Origin of the sequence: Citrobacter sp. C13, assembly GCF_014596815.2 — a bacterium.
GTDB lineage: Bacteria > Pseudomonadota > Gammaproteobacteria > Enterobacterales > Enterobacteriaceae > Citrobacter > Citrobacter portucalensis.
This window is the reverse complement of record NZ_CP115024.1, coordinates 4,300,304-4,325,809: the sequence shown is the minus strand read 5'-3', so window position 1 is coordinate 4,325,809 and position 25,506 is coordinate 4,300,304. Positions and strand designations below refer to the sequence as shown.

Sequence of the window (25,506 nt, the reverse complement as noted above, 5' to 3'; positions counted from 1 at the left end):
TGCTGGTTAAGGATTTCTACCGTAATCTGGATCACTTAAAGCGTGGAATTTACCCCTTATTTATTATTCTGTGAAATGGATCACCCCTTTGTGATTAACCCCAAATATTAGTGTACAAGGCACTTGAAATTTTGCTAACCACCACAATATCAAATCGATGCGATTAACATAATTTTTCGAACAGAAGTTGAACAAAACGGCTGTTATTAACAGGAGATCCCTTTGCGCTGGATACCATTGCTTGCCATTTTTCTCTATGTTTACATAGAGATATCTATTTTTATTCAGGTTGCCCATGTGATGGGCGTCCTGATGACGCTGATTTTGGTTATTTTTACGTCGGTTATCGGTATGTCTCTGGTTCGTAATCAGGGATTTAAGAACTTTTTACTGATGCAACAAAAAATGGCGGCTGGTGAAAGTCCGGCTGCAGAAATGATCAAAAGCGTATCATTGATTATCGCTGGCCTGTTGTTGGTGCTGCCTGGTTTTTTCACCGATTTCCTCGGTCTTCTTCTTTTATTACCCCCGGTGCAAAAACATCTGACGATGAAACTGCTGCCACATTTGCGTTTTTCGCGTATGCCTGGCGGTGGTTTTAGCGCCGGAACCGGCGGCGGTGAGACTTTTGATGGTGAATTTCAGCGTAAAGATGACAAGCGCGACAGCATCGAACATAAAGACGATCGCCGGGATTAAGCATCAGTATGTAGGCCGGATAAGCGTTAGCGCCATCCGGCAAAAGTGTTTATAGGCCGGATGATGGCGTCAACGTTGCCTTATCTGGCCTGCGGGGTAAAAACAGCCACAGTCCTGCCAGCATAATCAACGCGTACAGACTCTTCCAGCCGACCATCGCCAGTAGCAGTAGACACAGCAGACCACCAATGACCGCCAGTGCGCGATAATGCCCTTTCAGTAATCGACACCCCGCCAACATGCACAACAAATAAATCATAATAAAGATGCCGTTGGCGTAGACGATTAACGCATCGAGATTGATTTGCAGCATATAGATGCACAGAGTACTGACTACGCAGCAGCCCAATACGGCGTTAAGCGCATTGCGCGGAAGGTGGCGGGGGGACAGACGAGCCAGATAACTCTCCGGCTTATACTGGGCTTGCGACCAGACCAGCCGGGCGAAACTTTGTATATAAATGTTGAGGCTGGCAAAACAGGCCAGATAACCAATGATGCAGGCGACCCACAGAGCTTGTACGCCAAACAGTTGCACGACGACCTCTGGCAGCGACGCTGCGGCCGCCATTTGCTCGCCGTAGGCACCAAAATGGAGAACGACAACGGTGCATGCCCAATAAACAGACCCCGCCAACAGCAGGCCGATCATCAGTGCGCGTGGGAAGTCTCGCTCCGGATTTTTGAATTCAGACGCCAGGTGAGCAAACGCTTCAAGGCCGACAAAGCACCAGAACATGACCGACAACGCGGCGAACAGGCCTGGAAGCTCAATATCGGTAATCGCAGGGAAGGGGATTTCGCCAGGTGTCAGATCGCCCGCCCACCAGATAGCAACAATCAGGGCAACAATCAGCCCGGCAATGACCGTTTGTAGATTCGCGCTGGAGCTTGCGCCGCGGGAGCCGATGTACCAAACCAATGCCAACGTACCGAGCTCAGCCAGCAGAAGCTGCTCGTCATGCCAGCCAAACATCGCCTGACCGAATCCGGCGGCGATGTGCAATGCCGCAGGCAAGCCGACGGGAATCACCGACAAAAATAGCCATCCGGTGACGCGCTCCAGGCGTGAACCAAAGGCCATGCCGACAAAATGCGCCACACCGCCTGCGCTGGGAAAATGACGACCCAGTACGGCGAAGACAATCGCTACGGGAAAGACCAAAACAATCAGCGCCGGCCATGCCCACAGGCTGTTGTTGCCCGCAACCAGTGCGGCCAGCGCGGGGACGGCAAAAACGCCTGTACCTAACAATGATGTAGACAACAGGCCAACGCCCTGAGCCAGTCCCAGCTCTTGTTTCAGTCCGCTCATAAGTTGTTATCCGGTTATGCCCATTGACCGGGCTACAGCGCAGATTTTTGATGGTATCACAATCAGATTTGCTTATGACGACGTGACTGAAATCGTTATGAAATGTGAGGTGCGTCGGCGTTTTGACGGGATTTTCTGCTGATAAAAAATTTTTTTCGCTTGCCCCCTTGAAGGCACAAAACCCCATCCCCATCTCTCTGGTCACTAGCCGGGAAACCGTTTACGGGCCGGCGTCACCCATAACTGATAAAGACTTTCTCAAAGGAGAGCTATCAATGAGTATTCGTCCGTTACATGATCGTGTGATCGTCAAACGTAAAGAAGTTGAATCCAAATCTGCTGGCGGCATCGTACTGACTGGTTCTGCAGCAGGTAAATCAACTCGTGGCGAAATCATCGCTGTCGGTAAGGGTCGCATCCTGGACAACGGTACCGTACAGCCGCTGGACGTGAAAGTCGGCGATATCGTTATTTTCAACGATGGCTACGGTGTTAAATCTGAGAAGATCGACAATGAAGAAGTGTTGATCATGTCTGAAAGCGACATCTTGGCGATTGTTGAAGCCTAATCCGCGAACGACACTGAACATACGAATTTAAGGGAAAGAGAAAATGGCAGCTAAAGACGTAAAATTCGGTAACGACGCTCGTGTGAAAATGCTGCGCGGCGTAAACGTACTGGCAGATGCAGTGAAAGTTACCCTCGGTCCAAAAGGCCGTAACGTAGTTCTGGATAAATCTTTCGGTGCACCGACCATCACTAAAGATGGTGTTTCCGTAGCACGTGAAATCGAACTGGAAGACAAGTTCGAAAACATGGGTGCGCAGATGGTGAAAGAAGTTGCCTCTAAAGCGAACGACGCTGCAGGTGACGGTACCACCACCGCAACCGTACTGGCTCAGTCCATCATCACTGAAGGTCTGAAAGCCGTTGCTGCGGGCATGAACCCGATGGATCTGAAACGTGGTATCGACAAAGCTGTCGCTGCTGCTGTTGAAGAACTGAAAGCATTGTCCGTACCGTGCTCCGACTCTAAAGCTATTGCTCAGGTTGGTACCATCTCCGCTAACTCCGACGAAACCGTAGGTAAACTGATCGCTGAAGCGATGGACAAAGTCGGTAAAGAAGGCGTGATCACCGTTGAAGACGGTACTGGTCTGCAGGACGAACTGGACGTGGTTGAAGGTATGCAGTTCGACCGTGGCTACCTGTCTCCTTACTTCATCAACAAGCCGGAAACTGGCGCAGTAGAACTGGAAAGCCCGTTCATCCTGCTGGCTGACAAGAAAATCTCCAACATCCGCGAAATGCTGCCGGTTCTGGAAGCTGTAGCGAAAGCAGGTAAACCGCTGCTGATCATCGCTGAAGATGTTGAAGGCGAAGCGCTGGCAACTCTGGTTGTTAACACCATGCGCGGTATCGTGAAAGTCGCTGCGGTTAAAGCACCTGGCTTCGGCGATCGTCGTAAAGCAATGCTGCAGGATATCGCTACCCTGACCGGTGGTACCGTTATCTCTGAAGAGATCGGTATGGAGCTGGAAAAAGCAACTCTGGAAGATCTGGGGCAGGCGAAACGCGTTGTTATCAACAAAGATACCACCACCATCATTGATGGCGTGGGCGACGAAGCTGCAATCCAGGGTCGCGTGACTCAGATTCGTCAGCAGATCGAAGAAGCAACTTCCGACTATGACCGTGAAAAACTGCAGGAGCGCGTAGCGAAACTGGCAGGCGGCGTTGCGGTTATCAAAGTTGGTGCTGCGACTGAAGTTGAAATGAAAGAGAAGAAAGCCCGCGTTGAAGATGCCCTGCACGCTACCCGTGCTGCGGTAGAAGAAGGCGTGGTTGCTGGTGGTGGTGTTGCGCTGATTCGCGTAGCGTCTAAAATTGCCGGCCTGAAAGGTCAGAACGAAGACCAGAATGTAGGTATCAAAGTTGCGCTGCGCGCAATGGAATCCCCACTGCGTCAAATCGTACTGAACTGCGGCGAAGAGCCGTCTGTAGTGGCTAACACCGTGAAAGCTGGTGACGGTAACTACGGTTACAACGCTGCAACTGAAGAATACGGCAACATGATCGACATGGGTATCCTGGATCCAACCAAAGTAACTCGTTCTGCTCTGCAGTACGCGGCTTCTGTTGCGGGTCTGATGATCACCACCGAGTGCATGGTTACCGACCTGCCGAAAGGCGATGCGCCTGACTTAGGCGCTGCCGGTATGGGTGGCATGGGTGGTATGGGCGGCATGATGTAATTGCCCACACCCTGCATCCTTCAGGCCGCAGATGCGTTGGCTGCGTTTGCTAACCCCAGTCACTTACTTGAGTAAGCTCCTGGGGATTAACAAACTGGCCGCCTTCCTGCAACCAGAATGATTTGGGTGCTCATCTCCCAGAATTGAGAAACCCTCGGGCAGAAATGTCCGGGGGTTTTTCTTTTGGTCATCTTTTTAGTATATGATTCAGCTACGGACAAAACGTCCAACTAATTGATTATGGGGAATGACATGCACGTGAAATATTTAGCAGGGATCGTTGGTGCCGCGCTACTGATGGCGGGTTGTAGCTCCAGCAACGAACTGAGTTCTGCCGGGCAAAGCGTACGTTTTGTTGAAGACAAGCCTGGTGCAGAGTGCCAATTGATAGGCACCGCAACCGGTAAGCAAAGCAACTGGCTTTCAGGCCAGCACGGCGAAGAGGGCGGCTCAATGCGTGGCGCAGCAAACGATCTGCGTAACCAGGCTGCGGCAATGGGCGGTAACGTGATTTATGGCGTCAGCAGCCCATCGCAGGGAATGCTGTCCAGCTTTGTTCCTACCGCCAGTGAGATGATTGGTCAGGTTTATAAGTGCCCTAACTGATTACACTTCATCCTTCAAGCTGCCTCTTTGTTGACTGCGCTATGAAACCCCAGTCACATAGTTATCTATGCTCCTGGGGATTTCTTCGCTTGCCGCCGCGATGCAGATTGAATGATTTTGTGTAATAAAGTGGCCTGGACAGGCTCATGCAATCGTAGGCCTGATAAGCGCAGCGCCATCAGGCATTCTGAGTTTTATGCGCAGACTGAACGCGTAAATGATGCAGTGCGCGCAGGCACTGATCCTGATTGAGCTTTTGCGCCTTATCACCCGTCAACGTTCTGACAAACACCTGGCACGGTACACCGGCAAGTTTTTTCAGCCGCGGGCTGAAGTCGAGAAGGCGGCGAGTAATGGCTTCGGCTTCTTTGCTACCGGAAAGGGCGCGAGTTTTCACTACCGAACCACAGAACTGGGCTTTTCCTTTATCATCTTTATAGCGGTAAATAATCGCCAGATAATGATTGAACAGGTTATGTTTCCATTCGGGTTGTGTATAAGAGTCGTATTCCAGATTGTCGTTTTGCTGACAATCAACATCGTACAGCGGCAGGAAATCCAGCAGCGATGTTATTCGTAGCGCGAGTTCTCTCATGCCAGCATTATTTATTGCGTGAATAATTGCATGCGCCAACACCTGAATCTGTAATTCATTAACCAGTAATTCGCATGTTTGTCCGTCATGTAACGTCAGAGAAAATGTTAAATTCTCGCCTTTGTCATCCACTAACATCAGCGAATTTATGCGACGGTTAATATCCGCATTTTTTAGTTCATCTTCCTGAATTGACGGAATATTCTCGTGCATTTTTTTGCTGGCTTTATCGCATGTCTTTTCATATTGCATACGCTCGTCTTTGTTTAGCTGAGAAATGGCGAACAGCCGGCTCTCCAGCGCGATAAGCAGGTCTCTAAGTCCAAGTGGAGAGAGAAAAAAGAGAGATTCTTTGTTTCTTGGTTCTTTTATTTTTAATGCCATGGCAACAAATTCATTCTTTTGGCGAATAATGCCAGTATTAATGCCCTTAATATTTATAGCCATAAAAGGTTCTCCTTAACCATATATTTATTAATATTCTGCATTTGAAACTATTGATAATGTTTACGAATGAATGATTGAACTGCGCTAATTAAAATAGCACAGATTAAAAGCGAGGCTCCACTTGTGGAGATTTAAATAATAATTAATCGTGGTGAGTGTCCGGAATCGGACACTCAGTAATGGCTATTGTTGGCGTAACTGCAGATCCAGCGGTGTTTTACTTGGCTCTCCACCAATTTCACGCGCCAGTTTGGGGACCATATAGCCGGAAACTAGCGTCAGAAGCTCACGCATAATGCGACGCGCTTCATCGTCGCTGACCATAAAGTGTGCGGCACCCTGCACTTTATCCAGCACGTGCAGGTAATAGGGCATCACACTGGCATCAAACAGTGCGTTGCTAAGGTTAGCCAGGGTTTGTGCGTTATCGTTTACGTCACGCAGCAATACGCTTTGGTTGAGTAACGTAACGCCCGCGGCGCGCAGACTGCTCATCGCCTGGCGAAACGTCTCATCAATTTCATTGGCATGGTTAATGTGATTGACCAGCAGAATCTGCAAGGAGGAGTGCGCAAAACGCTCGACCAGTCCTTCTGTAATGCGCGCTGGGATCACTATTGGCAAACGGCTGTGAATACGCAGACGCTTAATGTGCGGGATAGCTTCCAGTTGCGTGAGCAACCAGTCCAGTTCGTGGTCCTTGGCCATTAACGGATCGCCACCAGAGAAGATGATTTCATCCAGCTCAGGGTGCGCGTTAATGTAGTCGAGGGCGACCTGCCAGTTGCGCTTATTGCCTTGGTTTTCGGCGTATGGGAAGTGTCGGCGGAAGCAATAGCGACAATTTACCGCGCAACCGCCTTTAACCAGCAGCAGTGCCCGATTGCGATATTTATGCAGCAGACCGGGAACCACGCTGTGCTGTTCTTCCAGTGGGTCGGTTGAGTAGCCTGGCGCGGCCACAAACTCTTCCTGGGCAGTCAGCACCTGACGTAAAAGCGGATCGTCCGGGTTGCCTTTCTCCATGCGGGCAATAAACGCACGCGGCACGCGCAGGGCGAAAAGCCGTCTCGCGTCGCGTCCGGCCAACAGTTTTTCATCTGCATCTATGTTCAAAAGATGCAGAAGTTCATCGGGATCGGTCACAACATCGGCAAGTTGCGATAACCAATCTTCTCTGGATGGGGTATTTAGGGTTACAATATGCGCCATTTTGTGGCTTAGCTACCAGTTAACAATTTTCAGAGGGCCTTATGGCAACGTACTATAGCAACGATTTTCGTGCTGGTCTTAAAATCATGTTGGACGGCGAACCTTATGCGGTTGAAGCCAGCGAATTCGTTAAACCAGGTAAAGGCCAGGCGTTTGCGCGCGTTAAGCTGCGTCGCCTGCTGACCGGTACTCGCGTAGAGAAAACCTTCAAGTCTACTGACTCCGCTGAAGGCGCAGACGTAGCCGACATGAACCTGACCTTCCTGTATAGCGACGGTGAGTTCTGGCACTTTATGAATAACACCACTTTCGAACAGTTGGCTGCAGACGAGAAAGCGGTAGGCGATAACGCCAAATGGCTGCTGGACCAGGCTGAATGCATCGTGACCCTGTGGAACGGTCAGCCGATCTCCGTAACTCCGCCGAACTTCGTTGAGCTGGAAGTTGTTGAAACCGACCCAGGTCTGAAAGGTGATACCGCTGGTACTGGCGGCAAACCGGCTACCCTGTCTACCGGCGCAGTCGTTAAAGTTCCGCTGTTCGTACAGATCGGCGAAGTGATCAAAGTGGATACCCGCTCCGGCGAATACGTTTCTCGCGTAAAATAAGTCTTCCATTTGATCTTATGGCGCAGGTTGCTGCGCCATACTTTTTCCAGGGCAGGAATGATGAAACGTCTTCTCGGTCTTGTAATGCTACTCCTTTTCACCAGCACCCTCCTGACGGGATGCAATACCGCGCGCGGCTTCGGTGAAGACATAAAACATCTTGGCAATTCAATTTCTCACGCCGCCAGCTAATCCTGTCATATAGTCTTAAAAACGGTTGTTTATCCATCACACTCCCGGATCTTGTCTATTATTAAGTAGCTATACACAAACAATATTGGCTAGAAAAGGAAGACGTTATGGTTAAGAAGACAATTGCTGCGATCTTTTCTGTGTTGGTACTTTCTTCCGTTTTAACCGCGTGTAATACCACACGAGGCGTAGGACAGGATATTTCTGAAGGCGGTAGCGCCATTTCTGGTGCAGCGACAAAAGCTCAGCAATAATGAAGAACGGTACGACGTCGTGTCGTACCGTTAATCACCCTTCCCTGGGAGTGAAAGGAACGGCGAGAAGCGGTTCCCCAGGTGCAGTTTCATACGGATATTCCGCTTATAGGTGTAGACCGTTTTGCCATGAATGCTGAGCGCGGCGGCAATGGCATTGTTACTCACACCATCCATCCACATTGATAATACTTTCTCCTCCTGCGGCGTAAGCAAAGGCGTGGCATTTTTGGCTATTTCTAATGCGGGGCGAACCTGAAGCGCTTCCTGAATTGTGTGGGAGAGTGTGTTCAGCGTGGTGTGCTTGGTCAAGACCGAATGGGCTACGGATTGAGAGGGCACGATGGGGGCATGCTGTCTGTCTGCTGATTGCAGTAAAATTAGTGGGATGACGCCACAACTCATAAAAAAAGGTTTAATTGGCGGACTGGAGTGCGTCTCGCTAATAAAACTGTATAAATCCGCGATCACCAGATGCGGTTTCCATTGCAAAATATGCTCTTTTGCTAACAGGAGATTATTGATTCCTGATACCAGAAATGAGGAGCTGAACCTGCCAGAATGATTAAGCAAGGCCTCTATCCCTGTGCGGGTAAAGTGGCACCGGTCAATCACTAAAATTTTAAGCATAAACGTTTCGCATTCAGAAGAGGGGCAATCGACTTTCTGGTTTCAGAAAGCCCTTCATCATAGAGAACTCCGATGAGTGCCAAATGCGGGAACTACGCCGCTAATTATGCTTAATTCTTGCTTTTAGCAGGCAGTGAATAAAAAGGTTGAAATTCATTTTCTTCCGGGCAAAAATGCCATTTCACACATCAGCTTTGCAGGACGACCTGCAAACGCTTCTTTCACCGGGGACGGCCCCATTGTTCTGGAGCCTGATATGTCCTGGATCGTTTTATTAATTGCAGGTTTGCTCGAAGTCGTCTGGGCGATTGGCCTGAAATACACCCACGGTTTTACGCGTCTTACGCCAAGCATTATCACTATTGCGGCGATGATCGTCAGTATCGCCATGCTCTCCTGGGCAATGCGCACGTTGCCTGTAGGAACCGCTTATGCGGTCTGGACCGGTATTGGCGCTGTTGGGGCGGCCATTACAGGAATTTTGCTGCTGGGTGAGTCTGCCAGCCCGGCACGTTTGCTGAGCCTTGGGCTGATCGTTGCTGGCATTATTGGTCTGAAGCTGAGCACTCACTAAGCGCCGGGCTGTTTCACCCAAATCAGTTTATTCACCTCAAACCCTTCCCGGGTCGCGATGGCTAACATTTGCTGTTTCATTTCATCTGAAATAGTAGGGGTCCGTGAAAGGATCCACAGGTAGTCGCGATCCGGACCACAAACCAGCGCGTGACGATATTCCCGGTCGAGTGCAATTACGTTATACCCGCCATAGAAGGGGCCGAAGAATGAAACCTTAAGCGCGGCTCTGCTTGGGTCGCCGGTGAAATAGGCTTTCCCTTCCGTTTTCTGCCACATCTCCCTGTCAGGGTTATAGCCCTTATTAATAACGTTGATGCCGCCGTCGTCGCGCAAGCTGTACGTTGCGGTCACTTTATCCAACCCGCGCTCGAAACGATGGTCGAAGCGCGCAATTTCATACCAGGTTCCCAGATAGCGTTTGGCATCAAAGTTATTTACCACGGTAACGCCTTTCGGCGGTGTCGGGGAGCTGCACGCGACAACCAGGAATGCAGCCGTAACTGCAGCAACGACGGGCAAAATGCGCATGGGATTTTCCTTGCTGTATTTTTGTTAAGTGTAGATGACAACAGGAAAAAAAGAGAAAGAAAGGAGGCCCAATATCCTGGGCCTCATCGTCAGTTATTGCAGCTTTTCAAGAATGCGCCAGGCCGCCTCGACACGGACAGGGTTAGGATAGCTTTTGTTTGCCAGCATCACGATGCCAAGGTTTTTTTCTGGAACGAAGGCTACGTAGCTGCCAAATCCACCAGTGGAGCCCGTTTTATGCACCCATGAGGCTTTCACTGCGGGGGCGGGCGGGTTTACCTCAACGGCGGGAAGCGCTGCCAATGCCACTTTGCTGTCGCTGCCGTTGATGATCGAATCAGCTTTCAGCGGCCAGTTCAGCATCTCCCAGCCTAATCCCTGGTACATATCGCCAATACGCCAGTAGCGAGACTGCGCAAGCGCAATGCCCTGCTGGAGCGTTTTCTCCTGAACGTGGCTGGCATCCATGTTGGCCTGAACCCAGCGGGCCATATCAATAACGCTGGATTTCACGCCATAGGCTTCGGCGTCAAGTTGTCCCGGAGAAACGTGTACGGGCTTCCCTTCGCGATAGCCCCAGGCATAATCTTTTTGTTCGTTCTGCGGAACCGTAATCCAGGTATGCGCCAGTTTTAATGGTTGCAGGACGCGTCTGGTCATTGCCTCTTCGTAACTCATTCCTGAGGGTTTCACCGCCAGCGCGCCAAACAGACCAATGCTGGAGTTAGCGTAAAGTCGCTTAGCGCCCGGAGTCCATTGCGGCTGCCAGTTTTGATAAAAATGCAGTAATGCGGCTTTATCCGTAACGTCATCGGGGATCTGCAGCGGTAGGCCGCCTGCCGTATAGGTGGCTAAGTGCAGCAGGCTGATACCCTGCCACTGTTTGCCTGTCAGTTCTGGCCAGTATTTCGTGACCGGATCGCTGAGCTTAATTTCGCCGCGGGCGATAGCATCGCCGCCCAACACGCCGTTAAACGTCTTACTAACCGATCCTAGCTCAAACAGCGTTTGCTGCGTGACTGGGTGGTTATTGGCGATATCGGCTTTACCCCAGGTGAAATAATAGGGTTTTCCCTGGTAGATAACGGCAACGGCCATACCCGGAATAGCCTGCTCCTGCATCAACGGGGTGATGGTGCGATTAACGATATCGGCAATCTGTTGTTCTGTTTTTGCGGCAGCAAATGTGGAGAAAGAGGCTGTCAGCAGCAGAGCGCAGCATAACGATTTTTTCATCATGAAATCAGTTCCGTAATTAAAAGCAAAAAGGTGTCCGGGCCCGTCAGACGCAATCAGTGTGTTTGATTTGCACCGTGTTGACAAACGGTTAAATTTAGCAGCAGATATAAGTTTTTCTAACAGGCCGGATGATGACGCGTAGCTATATCCCTCTTAACTCGCTGCGGGCTTTTGAAGCCGCCGCCAGACATCTCAGTTTTACCCGCGCCGCGATTGAGCTCAACGTGACGCATTCTGCCATCAGTCAGCATGTAAAAGCGCTTGAGCAGCAGCTAAATTGTCAGCTTTTTGTGCGCGGTTCTCGTGGATTAATGTTGACGACTGAAGGGGAAAGTCTGTTACCTGTACTTAATGACTCTTTCGATCGTATGGCGGGGATGCTGGATCGTTTTGCTACCAAACACACCCAGGAAAAACTTAAAATTGGTGTGGTGGGGACCTTTGCGGTTGGGTGTCTGTTTCCTCTACTGGGCGATTTTAAGCGCAGTTACCCGCATGTTGATTTGCATATTTCTACCCATAATAACCGCGTGGATCCCGCTGCCGAAGGGCTGGATTATACCATTCGCTACGGAGGGGGAGCTTGGCACGATACCGACGCGCAATATTTATGTAGCGCGCTGATGTCTCCACTGTGTTCGCCAACATTGGCTTCGCAGATTCAAACGCCTGCGGACATCCTGAAATTTCCGTTATTACGATCGTATCGGCGGGATGAATGGACGCTTTGGATGCAGGCCGCCGGAGAGGCGCCTCCGTCACCGACGCACAACGTGGTGGTGTTTGATTCGTCCGTCACCATGCTGGAAGCCGCGCAGGCGGGGATCGGTGTGGCAATTGCGCCAGTCAGAATGTTCACGCATTTACTCAGTAGGGAACGAATCGTTCAACCGTTTTTAACGCAGATTGATTTGGGAAGTTACTGGATAACGCGTTTGCAATCGCGTCCGGAGACACCCGCGATGCGTGAATTTTCCCGTTGGTTGACAGGAGTGCTGCACAAATAAAAAGGCCCGCCAATGGCGGGCCTGATTATTAACGCATGTACTTAGATGGTCAGAATACCAATAGCCGTTACAACGGTCAGGATTGCTGCCAGTCCGTAGAATACCCATTTGCCAGCAGGCACGTGGATTTTCAGGTCATGCATCGCGTGGTGCATACGGTGTAAACTACACCACAGCGGCAGAACGATCATCAGGAACAGAAACGCACGTCCGATGAAGCTCTGAGCGAATGCCAGTACGCGTTCATAGCTGAAAGCATCAGGAACAAAGCCCAGCGGCAGCATAATGCCTACCAGCAGGATCATTACCGGCGCAATGATTGCGCTCCACATACCGCCTGCACCAAACAGGCCCCAGAATACGGGTTCGTCAGAGCGTTTTGGATTTGGATTAATCATTCCGGACTCCTTACCAGAACAGGGCAACAAACAGTATGACTACTGTCGCAACCACAGTAACTGCCCAGAGACCTTTGATGATCGGCTCTGGCCCCATTTTTTCGTCTTTTACGATGATGTTGGCAGCTTTTGGCGCCAGCTCAAACCAGGTTTTGGTATGCAGCAGCGCTGCTGCCAGGGCGATAATGTTAAGGATTACCACCACCGGGTTTTGCAAAAAGGCGACAAAGCCCATCCAGGACTCTGCACCATGCTTGAGTGCAAACAGGCCGATAATCAGTTCAATGCTGAACCAGACTGCCGGAACCGCCGTGCCTTCACGCAGCATGTAAAAACGATAAAATGGCAGCTTTTTCCACCAGGTGGACGTCATTGGCCGCACATAGGCTTTACGTTTAGTCGTCATCGTGCACTCCTTAGCGTGGTTTCAGGGTAGCGATAAGAAAGTCTTTTGAACTTTCAACTTTACCCTGCTGAATGGCCGCAGCCGGATCGACGTGTTTCGGGCAGACTTCGGAGCAGTAGCCCACGAAAGTACAGGTCCAGACGCCGTTCGGGCTGTTCAACTGAGCCATACGCTCCTTCTTACCGTGGTCGCGGCTATCTTCGTTGTAACGATGCGCCAGCGTAATCGCAGCCGGTCCAATGAACTCAGGGTTCAGGCCGAACTGCGGACACGCGGCATAGCACAGACCACAGTTGATGCAACCGGAGAACTGATGATACTTCGCCATCTGCGCCGGAGTCTGGGTGTTTGGACCCTGATCCGGTGTACGCGGGTTACCGATAATGTACGGTTTGATCGCTTCCAGGCTTTCGATAAAGTGCGTCATGTCGACGACCAGATCGCGCTCAATCGGGAAGTTGCCCAGCGCTTCAACCTTCATGCCGTTGGTGTAATCACGCAGGAAGGTTTTGCACGCCAGTTTCGGTACATTGTTGACCATCATGCCGCAGGAGCCGCAGATCGCCATACGGCAGGACCAGCGGTAGCTCAGGTCCGGTGCCAGGTTATCCTTGATGTAGCCCAGCGCATCCAGCAGTGACGTGGTTTCATCATAAGGAACTTCGTAGAAAGCACTGTGCGGCGCGGTATCGGTTTCCGGGTTATAGCGCACCACCTCAACTTTCAGGTTTTTCATCTCAGCCATTCGCCTTCTCCTTCTTATCGGCTGCTTCCGCTTCGCCACCGTAAACACGTTTAGCCGGTGGCAGAGTGGTGATTTTCACGTCGCTGTATTCCAGGCGAGTCGTGCCGTCAGCATCGCGGAAGGCGAGGGTGTGTTTGAGGAAGTTCACATCGTCACGCTCGGTGCAGCCTTCATCCAGACGCTGATGCGCGCCGCGGGATTCTTTACGTGCCAGAGCGGAGTGCGCCATACATTCAGCAACGTTCAGACCGTGACCCAGTTCGATGGTATACAGCAGGTCGGTGTTGAAGACGCTGGAGGTATCAGTGATACGTACGCGCTTGAAGCGTTCCTGCAGTTCCGCCAGCTTATCAACGGTTTTCTGCATGAGTTCCGGCGTACGGTAGATACCGCAACCTTCTTCCATGGACAGGCCCATTTCGTCACGGATCTTAGACCAGTTTTCGTTACCTTCCTGGTTAACCAGATCTTTCAGACGTTTTTCAACGCCAGCAACCTGTGCATCAAGAGCGGCACTGTTTGCAGCGCCAGCCGTTGCAGCGCGTTCTGCAGCCTGCTCACCGGCCATACGACCGAAGACCACCAGTTCAGCCAGGGAGTTAGAGCCCAGACGGTTAGCGCCATGCAGACCAACAGAGGAACATTCGCCGACAGCGAACAGACCTTTAATGCGGGTTTCACAGTGCTGATCGGTTTCGATACCGCCCATCGTGTAGTGCGCGGTCGGACGTACCGGGATCGGCTCTTTAACCGGATCGACACCCACGTAAGCTTTCGCCAGTTCGCAGATGAACGGTAAACGTTCGAGCAGTTTTTTCTCGCCGAGGTGACGCAGGTCGAGGTGAACCACATCGCCACGCGGAGTGGAAATGGTGTTGCCTTTGCGCCATTCGTGCCAGAACGCCTGAGAAACTTTGTCGCGCGGACCGAGTTCCATGTATTTGTTTTTTGGCTCGCCCAGCGGGGTTTCCGGACCCATGCCGTAGTCTTGCAGATAACGGTAGCCGTTTTTGTTAACCAGAATACCGCCTTCACCACGGCAGCCTTCAGTCATCAGGATACCGGAGCCTGGCAGACCTGTTGGGTGATACTGAACGAATTCCATATCACGCAGCGGAACGCCGTGGCTCAGCGCCATGCCCATACCGTCGCCGGTTACGATGCCGCCGTTGGTGTTGTAACGGTAAACACGACCTGCGCCGCCCGTTGCCATCACGACAGCGTTAGCACGGATTTGCACCAGCGTGCCTTCCATCATGTTCATGGCAACCAGACCACGAGCATGGCCATCGTCAACCAGGATATCCAGAACGAAGTGTTCGTCAAAGCGCTGAATCTGCGGGAACTGCAAAGATGTTTGGAACAGCGTATGCAGCATGTGGAAGCCGGTCTTATCCGCGGCAAACCAGGTACGCTCGATTTTCATGCCGCCGAAGCGACGTACGTTGACGCTGCCGTCTTCACGACGGCTCCATGGGCAGCCCCATTGTTCCAGTTGCGTCATTTCAGTTGGGCAGTGGTGGACAAAGTAATCCACGACATCCTGCTCACACAGCCAGTCTCCGCCTGCTACCGTATCGTGAAAATGGTAGTCAAAGCTGTCATGATCCTGCGCGACAGCAGCAGAGCCGCCTTCGGCAGCAACGGTATGGCTGCGCATTGGGTACACTTTTGAGATCAGTGCGATTTTAGCGTTGGGATTTGCTTGTGCGGCAGCAATTGCAGCACGTAATCCCGCGCCACCGGCGCCTATAATGGCAAGATCGGCTTGAAAGGTTTGCACGACATTCCTCCAGATTGTTGTTATTTCATCCCTGCCTGAATCAGATGCTTCATCGGCTTCAAACAGGTTATGAACGCGTTTCCACTGCTCCTTTATAGGTACAATAGTATAGTCTTAGGGATGTGCGGGAAATTTGACGTGTTCGATTTTTTTAGCGTATCAGAGGGGGGAATTATCATTGAATTTGATTAATTTAATTACTAAACCACCCTGTGTCGCTTTTTTTATCCAATTGCCAGTGCTGATTACTGGTGCGCGAAATTTGTCTCGTTAGCGCGATACGAGTAGACTTCGTGCCCTTGTCTTAAATCGGAGAAACAACCATGAGCGAAACGGCAACCTGGCAGCCGAGCGCGTCCATCCCCAATCTGTTGAAACGTGCAGCAATTATAGCGGAGATTCGCCGCTTTTTTGCCGATCGTGGCGTGCTTGAGGTTGAGACCCCTTGTATGAGTCAGGCAACGGTGACGGACATCCATCTGTTCCCGTTCGAAACGCGTTTCGTCGGCCCTGGGCACTCCCAGGGAATGAATCTCTATTTAATGACCAGCCCTGAATACCATATGAAGCGCCTGCTGGTGGCAGGGTGCGGCCCGGTGTATCAATTATGCCGCAGCTTCCGTAATGAAGAGATGGGGCGTCATCACAACCCTGAATTCACCATGCTTGAGTGGTATCGTCCGCATTACGATATGTATCGCCTGATGAATGAAGTGGATGATTTGCTCCAGCAGGTGTTGGACTGTTCGCCTGCGGAAAGCCTTTCTTACCAGCAGGCCTTTCAGCGCCATCTGGAGATTGACCCGCTGTCTGCGGATAAAACCCAACTGCGGGAAGCGGCGGCGAAATTGGATCTCAGCAATATCGCTGATACCGAAGAAGACCGGGATACCTTACTGCAACTGCTGTTTACGATGGGCGTTGAACCGCATATTGGTAAAGACAAACCGACGTTTGTGTATCATTTCCCGGCCAGCCAGGCATCACTGGCGCAAATCAGTACCGAAGATCACCGCGTGGCTGAACGTTTCGAGGTTTATTACAAAGGTATTGAGCTGGCGAATGGTTTCCATGAATTGACCGACGCGCGCGAACAGCAGCAGCGATTTGAACAGGATAACCGCAAACGCGCCGCACGTGGCCTGCCGCAGCAACCTATTGATAATAACCTGCTGGAAGCGCTGAAAGTGGGCATGCCGGATTGCTCAGGCGTGGCGCTGGGCGTTGACCGTCTGGTGATGCTGGCGCTGGGTGCAGAGAGCCTGGCCGAGGTAATCGCATTTACCGTCGATCGCGCATAACTTACTCTTCTGCAATACAAAGTGGCGGCTTAATCGCCACTTTGTAGCATATTTTTTCATTTCCCCTCTAATAGCCACAATTTACACCTGGATATTTGATATCGTTTAGGTATCAATTCTGTGTTGATTTTTTTATCGCTGAACTCTGCAAAGAGAGCAGTGCCAACCGGTGAGCGGCGTTTGTTAAACGCTTGCCAGAGTAAGGGATGGTTTAATGACCCAAACAATAAAAAAGATGAGCCTGATAGGTCTCATTCTCATGATATTTACGTCAGTTTTCGGTTTTGCTAATAGCCCCTCCGCGTTCTATTTAATGGGGTATAGTGCAATACCGTGGTATATATTTTCTGCATTATTATTCTTTATTCCATTTGCTTTAATGATGGCGGAAATGGGTTCTGCCTATCGGAAAGAAGAGGGGGGAATCTATTCGTGGATGAATAATAGCGTTGGACCGCGTTATGCGTTTATCGGCACGTTTATGTGGTTTTCTTCTTATGTGATATGGATGGTAAGCACCGCGGCGAAAGTCTGGGTACCTTTTTCAACCTTCTTGTTTGGCGCAGACATGACGCAGCACTGGCGTATTGCAGGGCTTGAGCCTACGCAGGTTGTCGGGTTGCTCGCCGTCGGTTGGATGATCCTGGTGACCTGCGTGGCATCCCGGGGTATTAATAAGATTGCGCGTATTACGGCTGTAGGTGGAATTGCCGTAATGTGTCTTAATTTAGTTCTGTTGTTAGTGAGTGTCGCTATTTTGTTATTAACTGGTGGCCACTTTGCACAGGATATTAATTTCATCTCCTCGCCTAATCCCGGATATCAGTCCGGACTGGCAAGGTTGTCATTTGTTGTGTTTGCCATTTTTGCTTACGGCGGAATTGAAGCTGTGGGGGGACTGGTTGATAAAACAGAAAAACCAGAAAAGAACTTTGCTAAAGGCATTGTTTTTGCCGCTATTGTCATTTCTGTTGGTTATTCACTGGCCATCTTTTTATGGGGCGTTAGCACTAACTGGCAGCAGGTATTAAGTAATAGCTCAGTTAACCTCGGGAATATTACCTATATCCTGATGAAAAGCCTCGGAATGACGTTGGGTAATGCGCTACATCTTTCCCCTGATGCCGCAATGGTGATGGGCGTATGGTTTGCACGTATTACCGGGCTTTCCATGTTCCTTGCCTACACCGGCGCTTTTTTCACCCTCAGCTACTCACCGCTGAAAGCGATTATTCAGGGCACGCCGAAGGCGTTGTGGCCCGCGCCGATGACCAAACTGAATGCCGTAGGGATGCCGACGACGGCAATGTGGTTACAGTGCCTGCTGGTGAGCCTGTTTATCCTGTTGGTTTCATTTGGTGGCGATACGGCTTCAGCGTTCTATAACAAACTGACGCTGATGGCGAACGTCTCGATGACGCTGCCGTATCTGTTCCTGGCGCTGGCGTTTCCGTTCTTTAAATCCCGTCCGGGTCTGGAAAGACCATTTGTGGTCTTTAAAACCCGAACGGCGACGCTGCTGGCAACGGGGGTTGTCGTGCTGGTGGTGACGTTTGCCAACGTGTTCACCATCATCCAGCCGGTGATTGAAGCCGGGGACTGGAACAGCGCACTGTGGATGACCGGCGGTCCGATCTTCTTCTCACTGCTGGCGATGGCGATTTATCAGAACTACAGCCGTCGCACGATCAACGAGCCTGAGTGGGCGGTGGAATAAACGACCTGCCTAATCCGGCCTACAAAGTAGCATCTTCGTAGGCCGGATTAGACCCAACGGGTCGCCATCCGGCATTTCTTGCCTGCATTGTGCGTTACAAACTCCCTGCCGGGCGACTACCTCTTCCTGCAGAACTTAATGTTCTCCCTGTTTGCTTACCGCCGAGGCTCTCCAGACGCATCTGGAACGGAGGGAACGGCATATCAATACCGTGCTCGCGGAAGCCTGCCAGAATCAGTTGGTGGATTTCATGGCGCAGCGGCATGCGATGCCCCATCTCTGCGGCATAAATACGCAGTTCGAAGATTTGAATCCCCTGCTGCAGGTCAACCAGAAAGACTTCAGGTGCCGGATTATCGATAACCAGAGAACAGCGCTGCGCGGCAGTCAGCAGGATCTGCGTAACCTCCTCGCTGTTCGCCTCCGACGGTGCCGGGATGGTTAACACCACACGGGTAACGGAATCGGATAACGACCAGTTGATAAACTGTTCGGTGATAAAGGCTTTGTTGGGCACGATGATCTCTTTGCGGTCCCAGTCGCTGATAGTGGTGGCACGGGTATTAATCTTCGTCACGCTACCGGTAAGATCGCGAATCGTCACCGTGTCGCCAATGCGGATTGGTTTTTCAAACAGGATTATCAGGCCGGAAATAAAGTTGGCGAAGATCTCCTGCAAACCAAAGCCCAGACCGACACCGAGAGCCGCCACCAGCCATTGCAGTTTGGACCATTCAATACCGATCATCGAGAAGCCAACCAGACCGCCAATCAGCATCAGCAGATACTTGGTGATGGTGGTGATGGCATAACCGGTACCGGGGGTTAAATCAAGATGTTGCAGTAGTGCCAGCTCCAGCAACGCGGGCAGGTTGCGTACTAACTGGGTGGTGATGATAAACACCAGAATCGCGATAAGCACTGCGCCCAGCGTTATCGGTTCTAAGCTTTCCACGCCCTGAACCGTGGAGGTGACATCCCACAACGAGATGTTTTCCAGGAAGCCGAAAGCGGAATGAATTTCTGACCACAGTACAATGACCGAGAGCAGGGCGATAAGCATCAGGATAGAACGCACCAGGCGCAGCGATTGTGCGCTGATAGCATCCAAATCCACTTCGCTTTCATCAACGTCAATCGCGCCTTCAAGGCTGGTGGAATGCGGTGGTTCTTCTTCGCCTCGCGCGCGCTGCGCCAGCATTTCAGCGCGTCGATGCTTGGCGCGGTCAAACGCCAGGCGGCGGCGCTGAATTAGCATCCAACGGCGGATAACGTGATACACCACCAGCAATAAGAACCAAATCGCTACGGACGTTTCCAGACGCGCCAGCAAGGCTTGTGACGTAGCGAGATAGCCCACCGCTGCGGCGAGAATAGCAATCAGCGGCGCACCCATCAGCAAATTCCACAGCATGCTGTTGACCATGTTATCGCTGTTGCCCTCTTTATCGAGGTACAGCGGTATCCCGGCGCGTTTCAGGCTCAGGGTTACGACAGCCAGCGCACCGCAAATCAGAATAAAGCACAGACGCCCCAGTGAGGCGGAGAATTCCCGGTCATTGAGGTTATCAAACATAATCACCGCCATGATCAACGGGACAATCAGCCCGATGCTCATCAGGTAATAGTGCATGGCTTTCGCGACGCGGTTCCGCGGCCAGCCAAAGTGGGCAATAAACAGACCGTTGGGACGCGCAAAGGTAGCGCAGATCATTACCGCCCACAGCATGGGCACCGTGGCGGTAACGCCATCGCCGATCGCGACAGCCAACGGATAAGGCCAGGCTTCCTGCAATCCGTAACCGAGCGTTGCCCACAGTACTGGCAACGGCGAAGCGACGAGTATTGACCAGAATACCGTGCGTATTGTCAGCCAGAAGTGGTCCTGGGTAACTTTCCCGACCCGCGCGGACGAGCGTTCAAGGAAACGGGTGAAGTGCTTGCGCGAAGAGAGGCTAAAGCCAACCAGCACCAACGCCGCGAACAGCGGTAGCAGCGTTTCTTTGCTGGTCAGCATCATGATGCTGGCCTGGCCCAACTGATTAAACGTATCTAATGAAATCAGACGCCGCAGATCCTGAACGATGTCGACAGGCCAGGAGAGGGAGATAGGGCTAACGTCTGACGTCCAGAACAGGTAGCGGTGCGTCGCTTCGTTGACCTCTTTTAGCGCATCTTCCAGTTGGCTGTTGGAAACTTTGAGCTTGGTCAGCTCAAGGATCAGCGTATCGCCACCCTGTAACAATGAGTTCAGCAGCTCACGCTGGGTCCGTAGCTGGGCGTTGAGGATGCTGCTCTGTTCAGCGGTCAGCGGTTGTCCATCGGCCTGATGAATCTGACGCAGCTGCGGCTGTTTGTTGAGGAGATCCTCATAGCGCATGCGGTGTACGCGAAGCTGCGCCATTTCGGTATCCAACTGCTGAGGTTTAGGCATTTCCGGCAGACGGGATACCTGCGCTCGCAGCGCTTCTCCCAGCATATTTGAAACCCCAAGCCACTGAGACTGCTCTCGCAGCGTATTCAATGCCTGACGCACCTGCAGCGTTTGGCTGGCGGCCTGACGCTGCTGCGAAGCGACCAGGTCCATACGCTGTGCTTGCTGGTTTAAGGCCTGAGACAGCTCGCGGTTCACCTTGAACTGGTCGACAATGCCTTCCGGCAGTCCCGCGCTGTTTTCCGCCAGCAGTTCGGTGCTTTCCAGCGCTCGCTCAGCTTCACGCTGACGTTGACTGTTGAGTTGATTGCGCAAAGCCTGCAGGTAAGTGTCGAGTTGTTGACTCTGTTTTTCCGCCAGTTCGGAGCGCATACGCGCCAGTTCCTGACGGTTATTGGCAGAAAGCTGCGCCAGCTCCAGTTCATCGACCTGGGCTTTAAGTTTGGCGGATTCAGCCTGCATCGCCTGATTCTGTGCGGAATTGCCGTTGGCGGTACCAATGCGTCGCTCAAGCTCATTGAGCTGGCGGCGGGCATCGGTTTGCTGTTGAGGAAGCTGGCTTAACGAGTCGGCGATTTCCCGGGCGCGATCCTGCTCCTGCTGGGCCTGACGACTCTTTTCCAGCAGTTGGCTGCTAACCTGGAGGATCTCCTGGTTTAACGCATCGGTAGTGAGTCCGGTTGGCACATTGCGCGGTTCATCACGCAGGTTGCTAAGCTGCGCGCGTAACGTTGCGGACAGCTTGGGGAAGTTATCAATAACTTGCTGGTATTGCTGGGCGCGCTCGAGAGAGCCTTTACGCTCCTCAAGGGCATTCAGCGCGGACTGGAGCGCCTCAACGGTTTCTGGCTGAGCGGGTTTTGCCGCCTTTGCTTGCTCCAGTTCCTGGGTGAGTTGTTTGGCATCGGGGGCCGTCGCAGCGTACGCCCCCAGGCTGAGGCACCAGGCCATCAGAAAAGTGATAATCAGGCGCACAGCAGCGATTCCTATGTTTAACTTTCGTCTTTTTTGTCGTCAACCAGCGGGCTGGCATCGTGTTCTGCTTCGATCTCTTCTTTCGCCAGCGGGGCCGGTTCTGCCTCTGGCGTCACGAAAGTCTCGGTCGAGATGGCCATTGGCTGGCCGATTTTAGTCACGGAAAGATCCTGCAATTGCTCAACCAGGTTAACTTTGCCAGGTGCGAACAGGTTGATGACGGTGGAACCGAGCTTAAAGCGGCCCATTTCCTGACCTTTCAACAGCGCCACCGACCCTTCGCTTTCGCCTTCCGGCCAGGTCCAGCGCTTGATGACGCCTTCTCGTGGTGGGGTAATGGTGCCAGCCCATGTGGTTTCAATGCTGCCGACGATGGTCGCGCCGACCAGAATCTGCACCATCGGGCCAAATTCGGTATCAAACAGACAGATTACACGTTCGTTGCGGGCAAACAGGTTCGGTACGTTTTGCGCAGTCAGGATGTTTACAGAGAAGAGATCGCCCGGCACGTACATCATTTCACGCAGGATACCGTTACACGGCATGTGTACACGGTGGTAATCGCGTGGAGACAAGTAAGTGGTTACAAACGTACCGTTGCGGAATTTATCCGCCATCTGGTAGTTGCCAGCCAGCAGCGCTTCAAGGGTATAGCTGTGCCCTTTAGCCTGCAGCAGTTTGTCTTCTTCGATGTTACCTAACTGGTTGATCACGCCGTCAGCGGGCATGACCAGTACGTTTGGATCGGTGTTAATCGGGCGTGCATCGTCGCGCAGCGGGCGAACAAAGAAGTCGTTAAAGGTGCGATAGCTGGCGGTGTCCGGCTTTTGCGCCTCTTTCATATCGACCTTGTAATATTTCACGAACAGATCGATAACCAGTTTGGTCAGCCATCCCGCTCGTTTGCTCGCACCCCAACCCGCCAGGCGAGTGAGCCATAGTTTCGGCAGAATGTATTGTAGCGAAAGCTTAAATGAGTTTAACAAGGTAGCCTCCAGGCCATAATTTGTTCCCGATCCGGCATACGGGCCGGATCCTGAAAAAAGGGGGACGATTCTAGCGATGCTTAGCTTAGTTGTCAGTTGTCTGTATCAGAAAAGTTTTTACGCGTTTTTACCTGCGCCATGCTTTCCAGGATGCGGTGATAATTTTCAAACCGGGTTTCGGCTATGGCCCCTTTTTCTACAGCCTCACGGATAGCGCAGCCTGGATCGGTATCATGCTTGCAGTCGCGGTATTTGCAATGGCCCAGATAGTCATGAAATTCGACAAAGCCATGCGTGATTTGTTCCGGCTCCAGATGCCACAGTCCAAACTCACGCACGCCAGGGGAGTCAATAACGTCGCCGCCGTGCGGGAAATGATACAGGCGAGAGGCCGTGGTGGTGTGCTGTCCAAGGCCGGAGTTGTCAGAGACATCATTGGTCAGGATCTCTTCCTGCAGGCCGAGGAGATTATTGAGCAGGCTGGATTTACCTACGCCCGATTGACCGGCAAAAATGCTGATGCGATCGGTTAATGCTTCTTCAAGCGGTTTCAGGCCGTCTTTTGTGCGGCTTGATACCATCAACACCCGATAGCCAATGTTGCGATAGATATCCATCTGTTCGTTAACGAAGGCCATGCCTTCATCATCCAGCAGATCGATCTTATTCAGCACGATAATCGGTTCAACGTGTAGCGTTTCGCAGGCTACCAGATACCGGTCGATAATATTGAGTGACAGCTCGGGTAAGATGGCTGAGACAATAACGATCTGGTCGATGTTGGCGGCAATAGGCTTTACCCCGTCGTAAAAGTCGGGTCGTGTCAGTACCGAGGTACGATCGTGTACCGCTTCAACGATACCTTTGACATTCACGCCTTCAGCTGCCGCTTTACCCGGGCGCCAGACTACGCGATCGCCGGTCACCAGCGAGCGAATTGTACGGCGGATGTTGCAACGGTGAATTTCACCGTCAGCAGACTCTACGTCGGCATGCATGCCAAAACGGCTGATAACGATGCCTTCGGCGGTTTCGCCAAACAGGTTGTCGTCGTAGTCGGGCTTCTCCGTGGACGTTTTAAGACGACGCTGGTGATTGGCGTTCACACGGCGCTGTTGGCCTTTGGAGAGTTTATTCTTACTCAATCGGACTGGCTCCTGGTCGCCCATGATGGGCAAAACATTTATGATACACACAATTTTAGATCAATGTAGTCACACTGAATGTGACGCTGAAGGGTGGAAAATAGCATGAGTGCCAATGAAAACAACCTGATTTGGATCGATCTGGAGATGACAGGTCTGGATCCCGAGCGCGATCGCATTATTGAGATCGCCACGCTGGTGACGGATGCCAACCTGAATATTCTGGCTGAAGGACCGACAATTGCGGTGCACCAGTCCGACGAACAGCTGGCATTAATGGATGACTGGAACGTACGTACGCATACCGGTAGCGGGCTGGTGGAGCGCGTGAAGGCGAGCACCATGGGCGATCGTGAAGCTGAACTGGCCACGCTGGCTTTTTTGAAAGAGTGGGTTCCGGAAGGGAAATCACCTATCTGCGGCAACAGCATCGGGCAGGATCGTCGTTTCCTGTTTAAATACATGCCGGAGCTGGAGGCGTATTTCCATTATCGCTATCTGGACGTCAGCACGCTCAAAGAACTGGCGCGTCGTTGGAAGCCGGAAATCCTTGCGGGCTTCACCAAGCAGGGAACACATCAGGCGATGGACGACATTCGTGAATCTGTTGCTGAGCTTGCTTACTATCGCGAACATTTTATTAATCTTTGATTTTGTTCTCCGGTGGCTTGCGCCACCGGGTTTTTGACGCTAAATTGTTCAGCTTGATTGTAAATTAATCACTTGAACGAATTTTCGAAAAAAACGCTTTCAGGGGGGTTGCAGCTAAACGGATTTCTCGTATAATGCGCCTCCCGTAACGACGCAGAAATGCGAATTACGACAGCAACAAAAACAGTACAGATTTGCGGGAATAGCTCAGTTGGTAGAGCACGACCTTGCCAAGGTCGGGGTCGCGAGTTCGAGTCTCGTTTCCCGCTCCAAAATTTGAAAATGCTTGTAAAGCACAGACCACCAATCGCAGGATTTCGAATTGCGACAAGGCGGCAACTGAATGAGTCCTCAGGAGCTTACTAAAGTAAGTGACTCAGGCGAATGAAGGCAGCCAACGCAGTAGCGGTTCGAAAGACGAAGATTATGCGGGAATAGCTCAGTTGGTAGAGCACGACCTTGCCAAGGTCGGGGTCGCGAGTTCGAGTCTCGTTTCCCGCTCCAAAATTTGAAAGTGCTTGTTAAGCACAGACACACCCAAGCGGGAATAGCTCAGTTGGTAGAGCACGACCTTGCCAAGGTCGGGGTCGCGAGTTCGAGTCTCGTTTCCCGCTCCAAATTCTTACCCCAATAAAAATATCCACAACGAATAATTGCGTTGGGGACGTTTTGTTTCGTCATTGACATACTCTTGTAAACAGACTTATCCACAGGTTCGGGTATTATTCCTGGAATGCAAAAAACTTCGCCGGGTGAATAGTATCATTTTAACCATTTGAAATTACTGGTTTAATTATCATT

The 25,506-nt window shown here is 51.6% G+C and carries 25 protein-coding genes and 3 tRNA genes; 15 read left to right on the top strand and 13 right to left on the bottom strand.

What is annotated here, in order from left to right:
* The first annotated feature begins 222 nt into the window (after window positions 1-222).
* Window positions 223-699 (top strand): FxsA family protein, encoded by a 477-nt coding sequence (locus tag IB222_RS20695; protein WP_003025457.1) that lies wholly within the window; start codon window positions 223-225, stop codon window positions 697-699.
* A 49-nt stretch (window positions 700-748) separates the two neighbouring features.
* Here the strand turns inward: IB222_RS20695 and yjeH are convergent, their stop codons facing one another.
* On the bottom strand, window positions 749-2,014 hold the full coding sequence (gene yjeH, locus IB222_RS20690; protein WP_126319463.1) for an L-methionine/branched-chain amino acid transporter: 1,266 nt from the start codon (window positions 2,012-2,014) through the stop codon (window positions 749-751).
* A 275-nt stretch (window positions 2,015-2,289) separates the two neighbouring features.
* On the opposite strand from yjeH, the gene IB222_RS20685 reads away from it, so the two are divergent.
* The 3 genes from IB222_RS20685 (at window position 2,290) to IB222_RS20675 (ending at window position 4,876) form a co-directional block, all read left to right on the top strand.
* On the top strand, window positions 2,290-2,583 hold the full coding sequence (locus IB222_RS20685) for a co-chaperone GroES (protein ID WP_000027827.1): 294 nt from the start codon (window positions 2,290-2,292) through the stop codon (window positions 2,581-2,583).
* 43 nt (window positions 2,584-2,626) lie between these two features.
* Window positions 2,627-4,270 (top strand): chaperonin GroEL, encoded by a 1,644-nt coding sequence (groL, locus tag IB222_RS20680; protein WP_003830576.1) that lies wholly within the window; start codon window positions 2,627-2,629, stop codon window positions 4,268-4,270.
* Between the two features lie 252 nt (window positions 4,271-4,522).
* Window positions 4,523-4,876 carry a DUF4156 domain-containing protein gene (locus IB222_RS20675; RefSeq protein ID WP_003025468.1) on the top strand — a complete coding sequence of 118 codons (354 nt, stop codon included), beginning with the start codon at window positions 4,523-4,525 and terminating at the stop codon, window positions 4,874-4,876.
* Window positions 4,877-5,054: 178 nt separating this feature from the next.
* On the opposite strand, the gene yjeJ is transcribed toward IB222_RS20675, so the two are convergent.
* Window positions 5,055-5,918 carry a YjeJ family protein gene (yjeJ, locus tag IB222_RS20670; protein WP_126957050.1) on the bottom strand — a complete coding sequence of 288 codons (864 nt, stop codon included), beginning with the start codon at window positions 5,916-5,918 and terminating at the stop codon, window positions 5,055-5,057.
* 183 nt (window positions 5,919-6,101) lie between these two features.
* On the bottom strand, window positions 6,102-7,130 hold the full coding sequence (epmB, locus tag IB222_RS20665; RefSeq protein WP_063941665.1) for an EF-P beta-lysylation protein EpmB: 1,029 nt from the start codon (window positions 7,128-7,130) through the stop codon (window positions 6,102-6,104).
* 41 nt (window positions 7,131-7,171) lie between these two features.
* On the opposite strand from epmB, the gene efp reads away from it, so the two are divergent.
* The 3 genes from efp (at window position 7,172) to ecnB (ending at window position 8,184) form a co-directional block, all read left to right on the top strand.
* Window positions 7,172-7,738: an elongation factor P gene (efp, locus tag IB222_RS20660; RefSeq protein ID WP_003025478.1), complete on the top strand. Its 567-nt coding sequence runs from the start codon at window positions 7,172-7,174 to the stop codon at window positions 7,736-7,738.
* A 57-nt stretch (window positions 7,739-7,795) separates the two neighbouring features.
* Entirely contained in the window at window positions 7,796-7,930 is a 135-nt protein-coding gene (gene ecnA / locus IB222_RS20655; RefSeq protein WP_003830568.1) for a lipoprotein antitoxin entericidin A, read from the top strand.
* 107 nt (window positions 7,931-8,037) lie between these two features.
* A complete protein-coding gene (ecnB, locus tag IB222_RS20650; protein ID WP_003025482.1) occupies window positions 8,038-8,184 on the top strand; it encodes a lipoprotein toxin entericidin B in 147 nt (48 codons plus the stop codon).
* 30 nt (window positions 8,185-8,214) lie between these two features.
* Here ecnB and IB222_RS20645 read toward each other — a convergent pair whose 3' ends face one another.
* Window positions 8,215-8,814 carry a LuxR C-terminal-related transcriptional regulator gene (locus IB222_RS20645; RefSeq protein ID WP_003830562.1) on the bottom strand — a complete coding sequence of 200 codons (600 nt, stop codon included), beginning with the start codon at window positions 8,812-8,814 and terminating at the stop codon, window positions 8,215-8,217.
* A gap of 256 nt (window positions 8,815-9,070) precedes the next feature.
* Here IB222_RS20645 and sugE point away from each other — a divergent pair, with 256 nt between their 5' ends.
* Window positions 9,071-9,388 (top strand): quaternary ammonium compound efflux SMR transporter SugE, encoded by a 318-nt coding sequence (gene sugE, locus IB222_RS20640; protein WP_000118520.1) that lies wholly within the window; start codon window positions 9,071-9,073, stop codon window positions 9,386-9,388.
* Here the strand turns inward: sugE and IB222_RS20635 are convergent.
* On the bottom strand, window positions 9,385-9,918 hold the full coding sequence (locus IB222_RS20635) for a lipocalin family protein (protein ID WP_001221666.1): 534 nt from the start codon (window positions 9,916-9,918) through the stop codon (window positions 9,385-9,387). The two genes, sugE and IB222_RS20635, sit on opposite strands and share 4 nt — an antisense overlap.
* 93 nt (window positions 9,919-10,011) lie before the next feature.
* Window positions 10,012-11,157, bottom strand: a complete 1,146-nt coding sequence (locus IB222_RS20630; protein WP_063859836.1) for a class C beta-lactamase CMY-34 — start codon at window positions 11,155-11,157, stop codon at window positions 10,012-10,014.
* Between the two features lie 131 nt (window positions 11,158-11,288).
* Here IB222_RS20630 and ampR point away from each other — a divergent pair, with 131 nt between their 5' ends.
* Window positions 11,289-12,164, top strand: coding sequence for a LysR family transcriptional regulator AmpR (gene ampR / locus IB222_RS20625; protein ID WP_003830523.1), 876 nt, complete (start codon window positions 11,289-11,291; stop codon window positions 12,162-12,164).
* 41 nt (window positions 12,165-12,205) lie between these two features.
* Here the strand turns inward: ampR and frdD are convergent, their stop codons facing one another.
* From frdD to frdA, 4 genes are read right to left on the bottom strand one after another with little or no spacing between them, the layout of a single operon-like run.
* Entirely contained in the window at window positions 12,206-12,562 is a 357-nt protein-coding gene (gene frdD / locus IB222_RS20620) for a fumarate reductase subunit FrdD (RefSeq protein WP_149384971.1), read from the bottom strand.
* 10 nt (window positions 12,563-12,572) lie between these two features.
* A complete protein-coding gene (frdC, locus tag IB222_RS20615; RefSeq protein WP_003025537.1) occupies window positions 12,573-12,968 on the bottom strand; it encodes a fumarate reductase subunit FrdC in 396 nt (131 codons plus the stop codon).
* Window positions 12,969-12,978: 10 nt separating this feature from the next.
* The gene (frdB, locus tag IB222_RS20610) at window positions 12,979-13,713 is read right to left on the bottom strand and encodes a fumarate reductase iron-sulfur protein (RefSeq protein ID WP_003025540.1); all 735 of its coding nucleotides are present in this window, start codon (window positions 13,711-13,713) and stop codon (window positions 12,979-12,981) included.
* Window positions 13,706-15,496: a fumarate reductase (quinol) flavoprotein subunit gene (frdA, locus tag IB222_RS20605; protein ID WP_003830519.1), complete on the bottom strand. Its 1,791-nt coding sequence runs from the start codon at window positions 15,494-15,496 to the stop codon at window positions 13,706-13,708. The genes frdB and frdA overlap by 8 nt, the downstream gene beginning before the upstream one ends.
* A gap of 323 nt (window positions 15,497-15,819) precedes the next feature.
* Between frdA and epmA the strand changes: the two genes are divergently transcribed.
* Window positions 15,820-16,797 carry an elongation factor P--(R)-beta-lysine ligase gene (gene epmA / locus IB222_RS20600; RefSeq protein WP_149384972.1) on the top strand — a complete coding sequence of 326 codons (978 nt, stop codon included), beginning with the start codon at window positions 15,820-15,822 and terminating at the stop codon, window positions 16,795-16,797.
* Between the two features lie 214 nt (window positions 16,798-17,011).
* Window positions 17,012-18,514: a glutamate/gamma-aminobutyrate family transporter YjeM gene (gene yjeM, locus IB222_RS20595; protein ID WP_149384973.1), complete on the top strand. Its 1,503-nt coding sequence runs from the start codon at window positions 17,012-17,014 to the stop codon at window positions 18,512-18,514.
* Between the two features lie 94 nt (window positions 18,515-18,608).
* On the opposite strand, the gene mscM is transcribed toward yjeM, so the two are convergent.
* The 3 genes from mscM to rsgA all read right to left on the bottom strand — a co-directional run bounded on the left by mscM (window position 18,609) and on the right by rsgA (window position 24,054).
* On the bottom strand, window positions 18,609-21,923 hold the full coding sequence (mscM, locus tag IB222_RS20590) for a miniconductance mechanosensitive channel MscM (RefSeq protein WP_003830513.1): 3,315 nt from the start codon (window positions 21,921-21,923) through the stop codon (window positions 18,609-18,611).
* Between the two features lie 17 nt (window positions 21,924-21,940).
* Entirely contained in the window at window positions 21,941-22,909 is a 969-nt protein-coding gene (gene asd / locus IB222_RS20585; protein ID WP_003830511.1) for an archaetidylserine decarboxylase, read from the bottom strand.
* A gap of 92 nt (window positions 22,910-23,001) precedes the next feature.
* The gene (rsgA, locus tag IB222_RS20580; RefSeq protein ID WP_170974257.1) at window positions 23,002-24,054 is read right to left on the bottom strand and encodes a small ribosomal subunit biogenesis GTPase RsgA; all 1,053 of its coding nucleotides are present in this window, start codon (window positions 24,052-24,054) and stop codon (window positions 23,002-23,004) included.
* Window positions 24,055-24,159: 105 nt separating this feature from the next.
* Here rsgA and orn point away from each other — a divergent pair, with 105 nt between their 5' ends.
* From orn to IB222_RS20560, 4 genes are all read left to right on the top strand, one after another.
* Entirely contained in the window at window positions 24,160-24,705 is a 546-nt protein-coding gene (orn, locus tag IB222_RS20575) for an oligoribonuclease (RefSeq protein WP_020996267.1), read from the top strand.
* 196 nt (window positions 24,706-24,901) lie between these two features.
* A tRNA-Gly gene (locus IB222_RS20570) sits at window positions 24,902-24,977 on the top strand.
* A 156-nt stretch (window positions 24,978-25,133) separates the two neighbouring features.
* Window positions 25,134-25,209, top strand: a tRNA-Gly gene (locus tag IB222_RS20565).
* 37 nt (window positions 25,210-25,246) lie between these two features.
* Window positions 25,247-25,322 (top strand) — tRNA-Gly (locus tag IB222_RS20560).
* Window positions 25,323-25,506 lie beyond the last annotated feature (184 nt).

Coding starts and splice junctions, on each gene's coding strand:
- yjeH (WP_126319463.1), bottom strand. CDS start 2,014: ATGAGCGGACTGAAACAAGAGCTGGGACTGGCTCAGGGCGTTGGCCTG.
- IB222_RS20685 (WP_000027827.1), top strand. CDS start 2,290: ATGAGTATTCGTCCGTTACATGATCGTGTGATCGTCAAACGTAAAGAA.
- groL (WP_003830576.1), top strand. CDS start 2,627: ATGGCAGCTAAAGACGTAAAATTCGGTAACGACGCTCGTGTGAAAATG.
- IB222_RS20675 (WP_003025468.1), top strand. CDS start 4,523: ATGCACGTGAAATATTTAGCAGGGATCGTTGGTGCCGCGCTACTGATG.
- yjeJ (WP_126957050.1), bottom strand. CDS start 5,918: ATGGCTATAAATATTAAGGGCATTAATACTGGCATTATTCGCCAAAAG.
- epmB (WP_063941665.1), bottom strand. CDS start 7,130: ATGGCGCATATTGTAACCCTAAATACCCCATCCAGAGAAGATTGGTTA.
- efp (WP_003025478.1), top strand. CDS start 7,172: ATGGCAACGTACTATAGCAACGATTTTCGTGCTGGTCTTAAAATCATG.
- ecnA (WP_003830568.1), top strand. CDS start 7,796: ATGATGAAACGTCTTCTCGGTCTTGTAATGCTACTCCTTTTCACCAGC.
- ecnB (WP_003025482.1), top strand. CDS start 8,038: ATGGTTAAGAAGACAATTGCTGCGATCTTTTCTGTGTTGGTACTTTCT.
- IB222_RS20645 (WP_003830562.1), bottom strand. CDS start 8,814: ATGCTTAAAATTTTAGTGATTGACCGGTGCCACTTTACCCGCACAGGG.
- sugE (WP_000118520.1), top strand. CDS start 9,071: ATGTCCTGGATCGTTTTATTAATTGCAGGTTTGCTCGAAGTCGTCTGG.
- IB222_RS20635 (WP_001221666.1), bottom strand. CDS start 9,918: ATGCGCATTTTGCCCGTCGTTGCTGCAGTTACGGCTGCATTCCTGGTT.
- IB222_RS20630 (WP_063859836.1), bottom strand. CDS start 11,157: ATGATGAAAAAATCGTTATGCTGCGCTCTGCTGCTGACAGCCTCTTTC.
- ampR (WP_003830523.1), top strand. CDS start 11,289: ATGACGCGTAGCTATATCCCTCTTAACTCGCTGCGGGCTTTTGAAGCC.
- frdD (WP_149384971.1), bottom strand. CDS start 12,562: ATGATTAATCCAAATCCAAAACGCTCTGACGAACCCGTATTCTGGGGC.
- frdC (WP_003025537.1), bottom strand. CDS start 12,968: ATGACGACTAAACGTAAAGCCTATGTGCGGCCAATGACGTCCACCTGG.
- frdB (WP_003025540.1), bottom strand. CDS start 13,713: ATGGCTGAGATGAAAAACCTGAAAGTTGAGGTGGTGCGCTATAACCCG.
- epmA (WP_149384972.1), top strand. CDS start 15,820: ATGAGCGAAACGGCAACCTGGCAGCCGAGCGCGTCCATCCCCAATCTG.
- yjeM (WP_149384973.1), top strand. CDS start 17,012: ATGACCCAAACAATAAAAAAGATGAGCCTGATAGGTCTCATTCTCATG.
- orn (WP_020996267.1), top strand. CDS start 24,160: ATGAGTGCCAATGAAAACAACCTGATTTGGATCGATCTGGAGATGACA.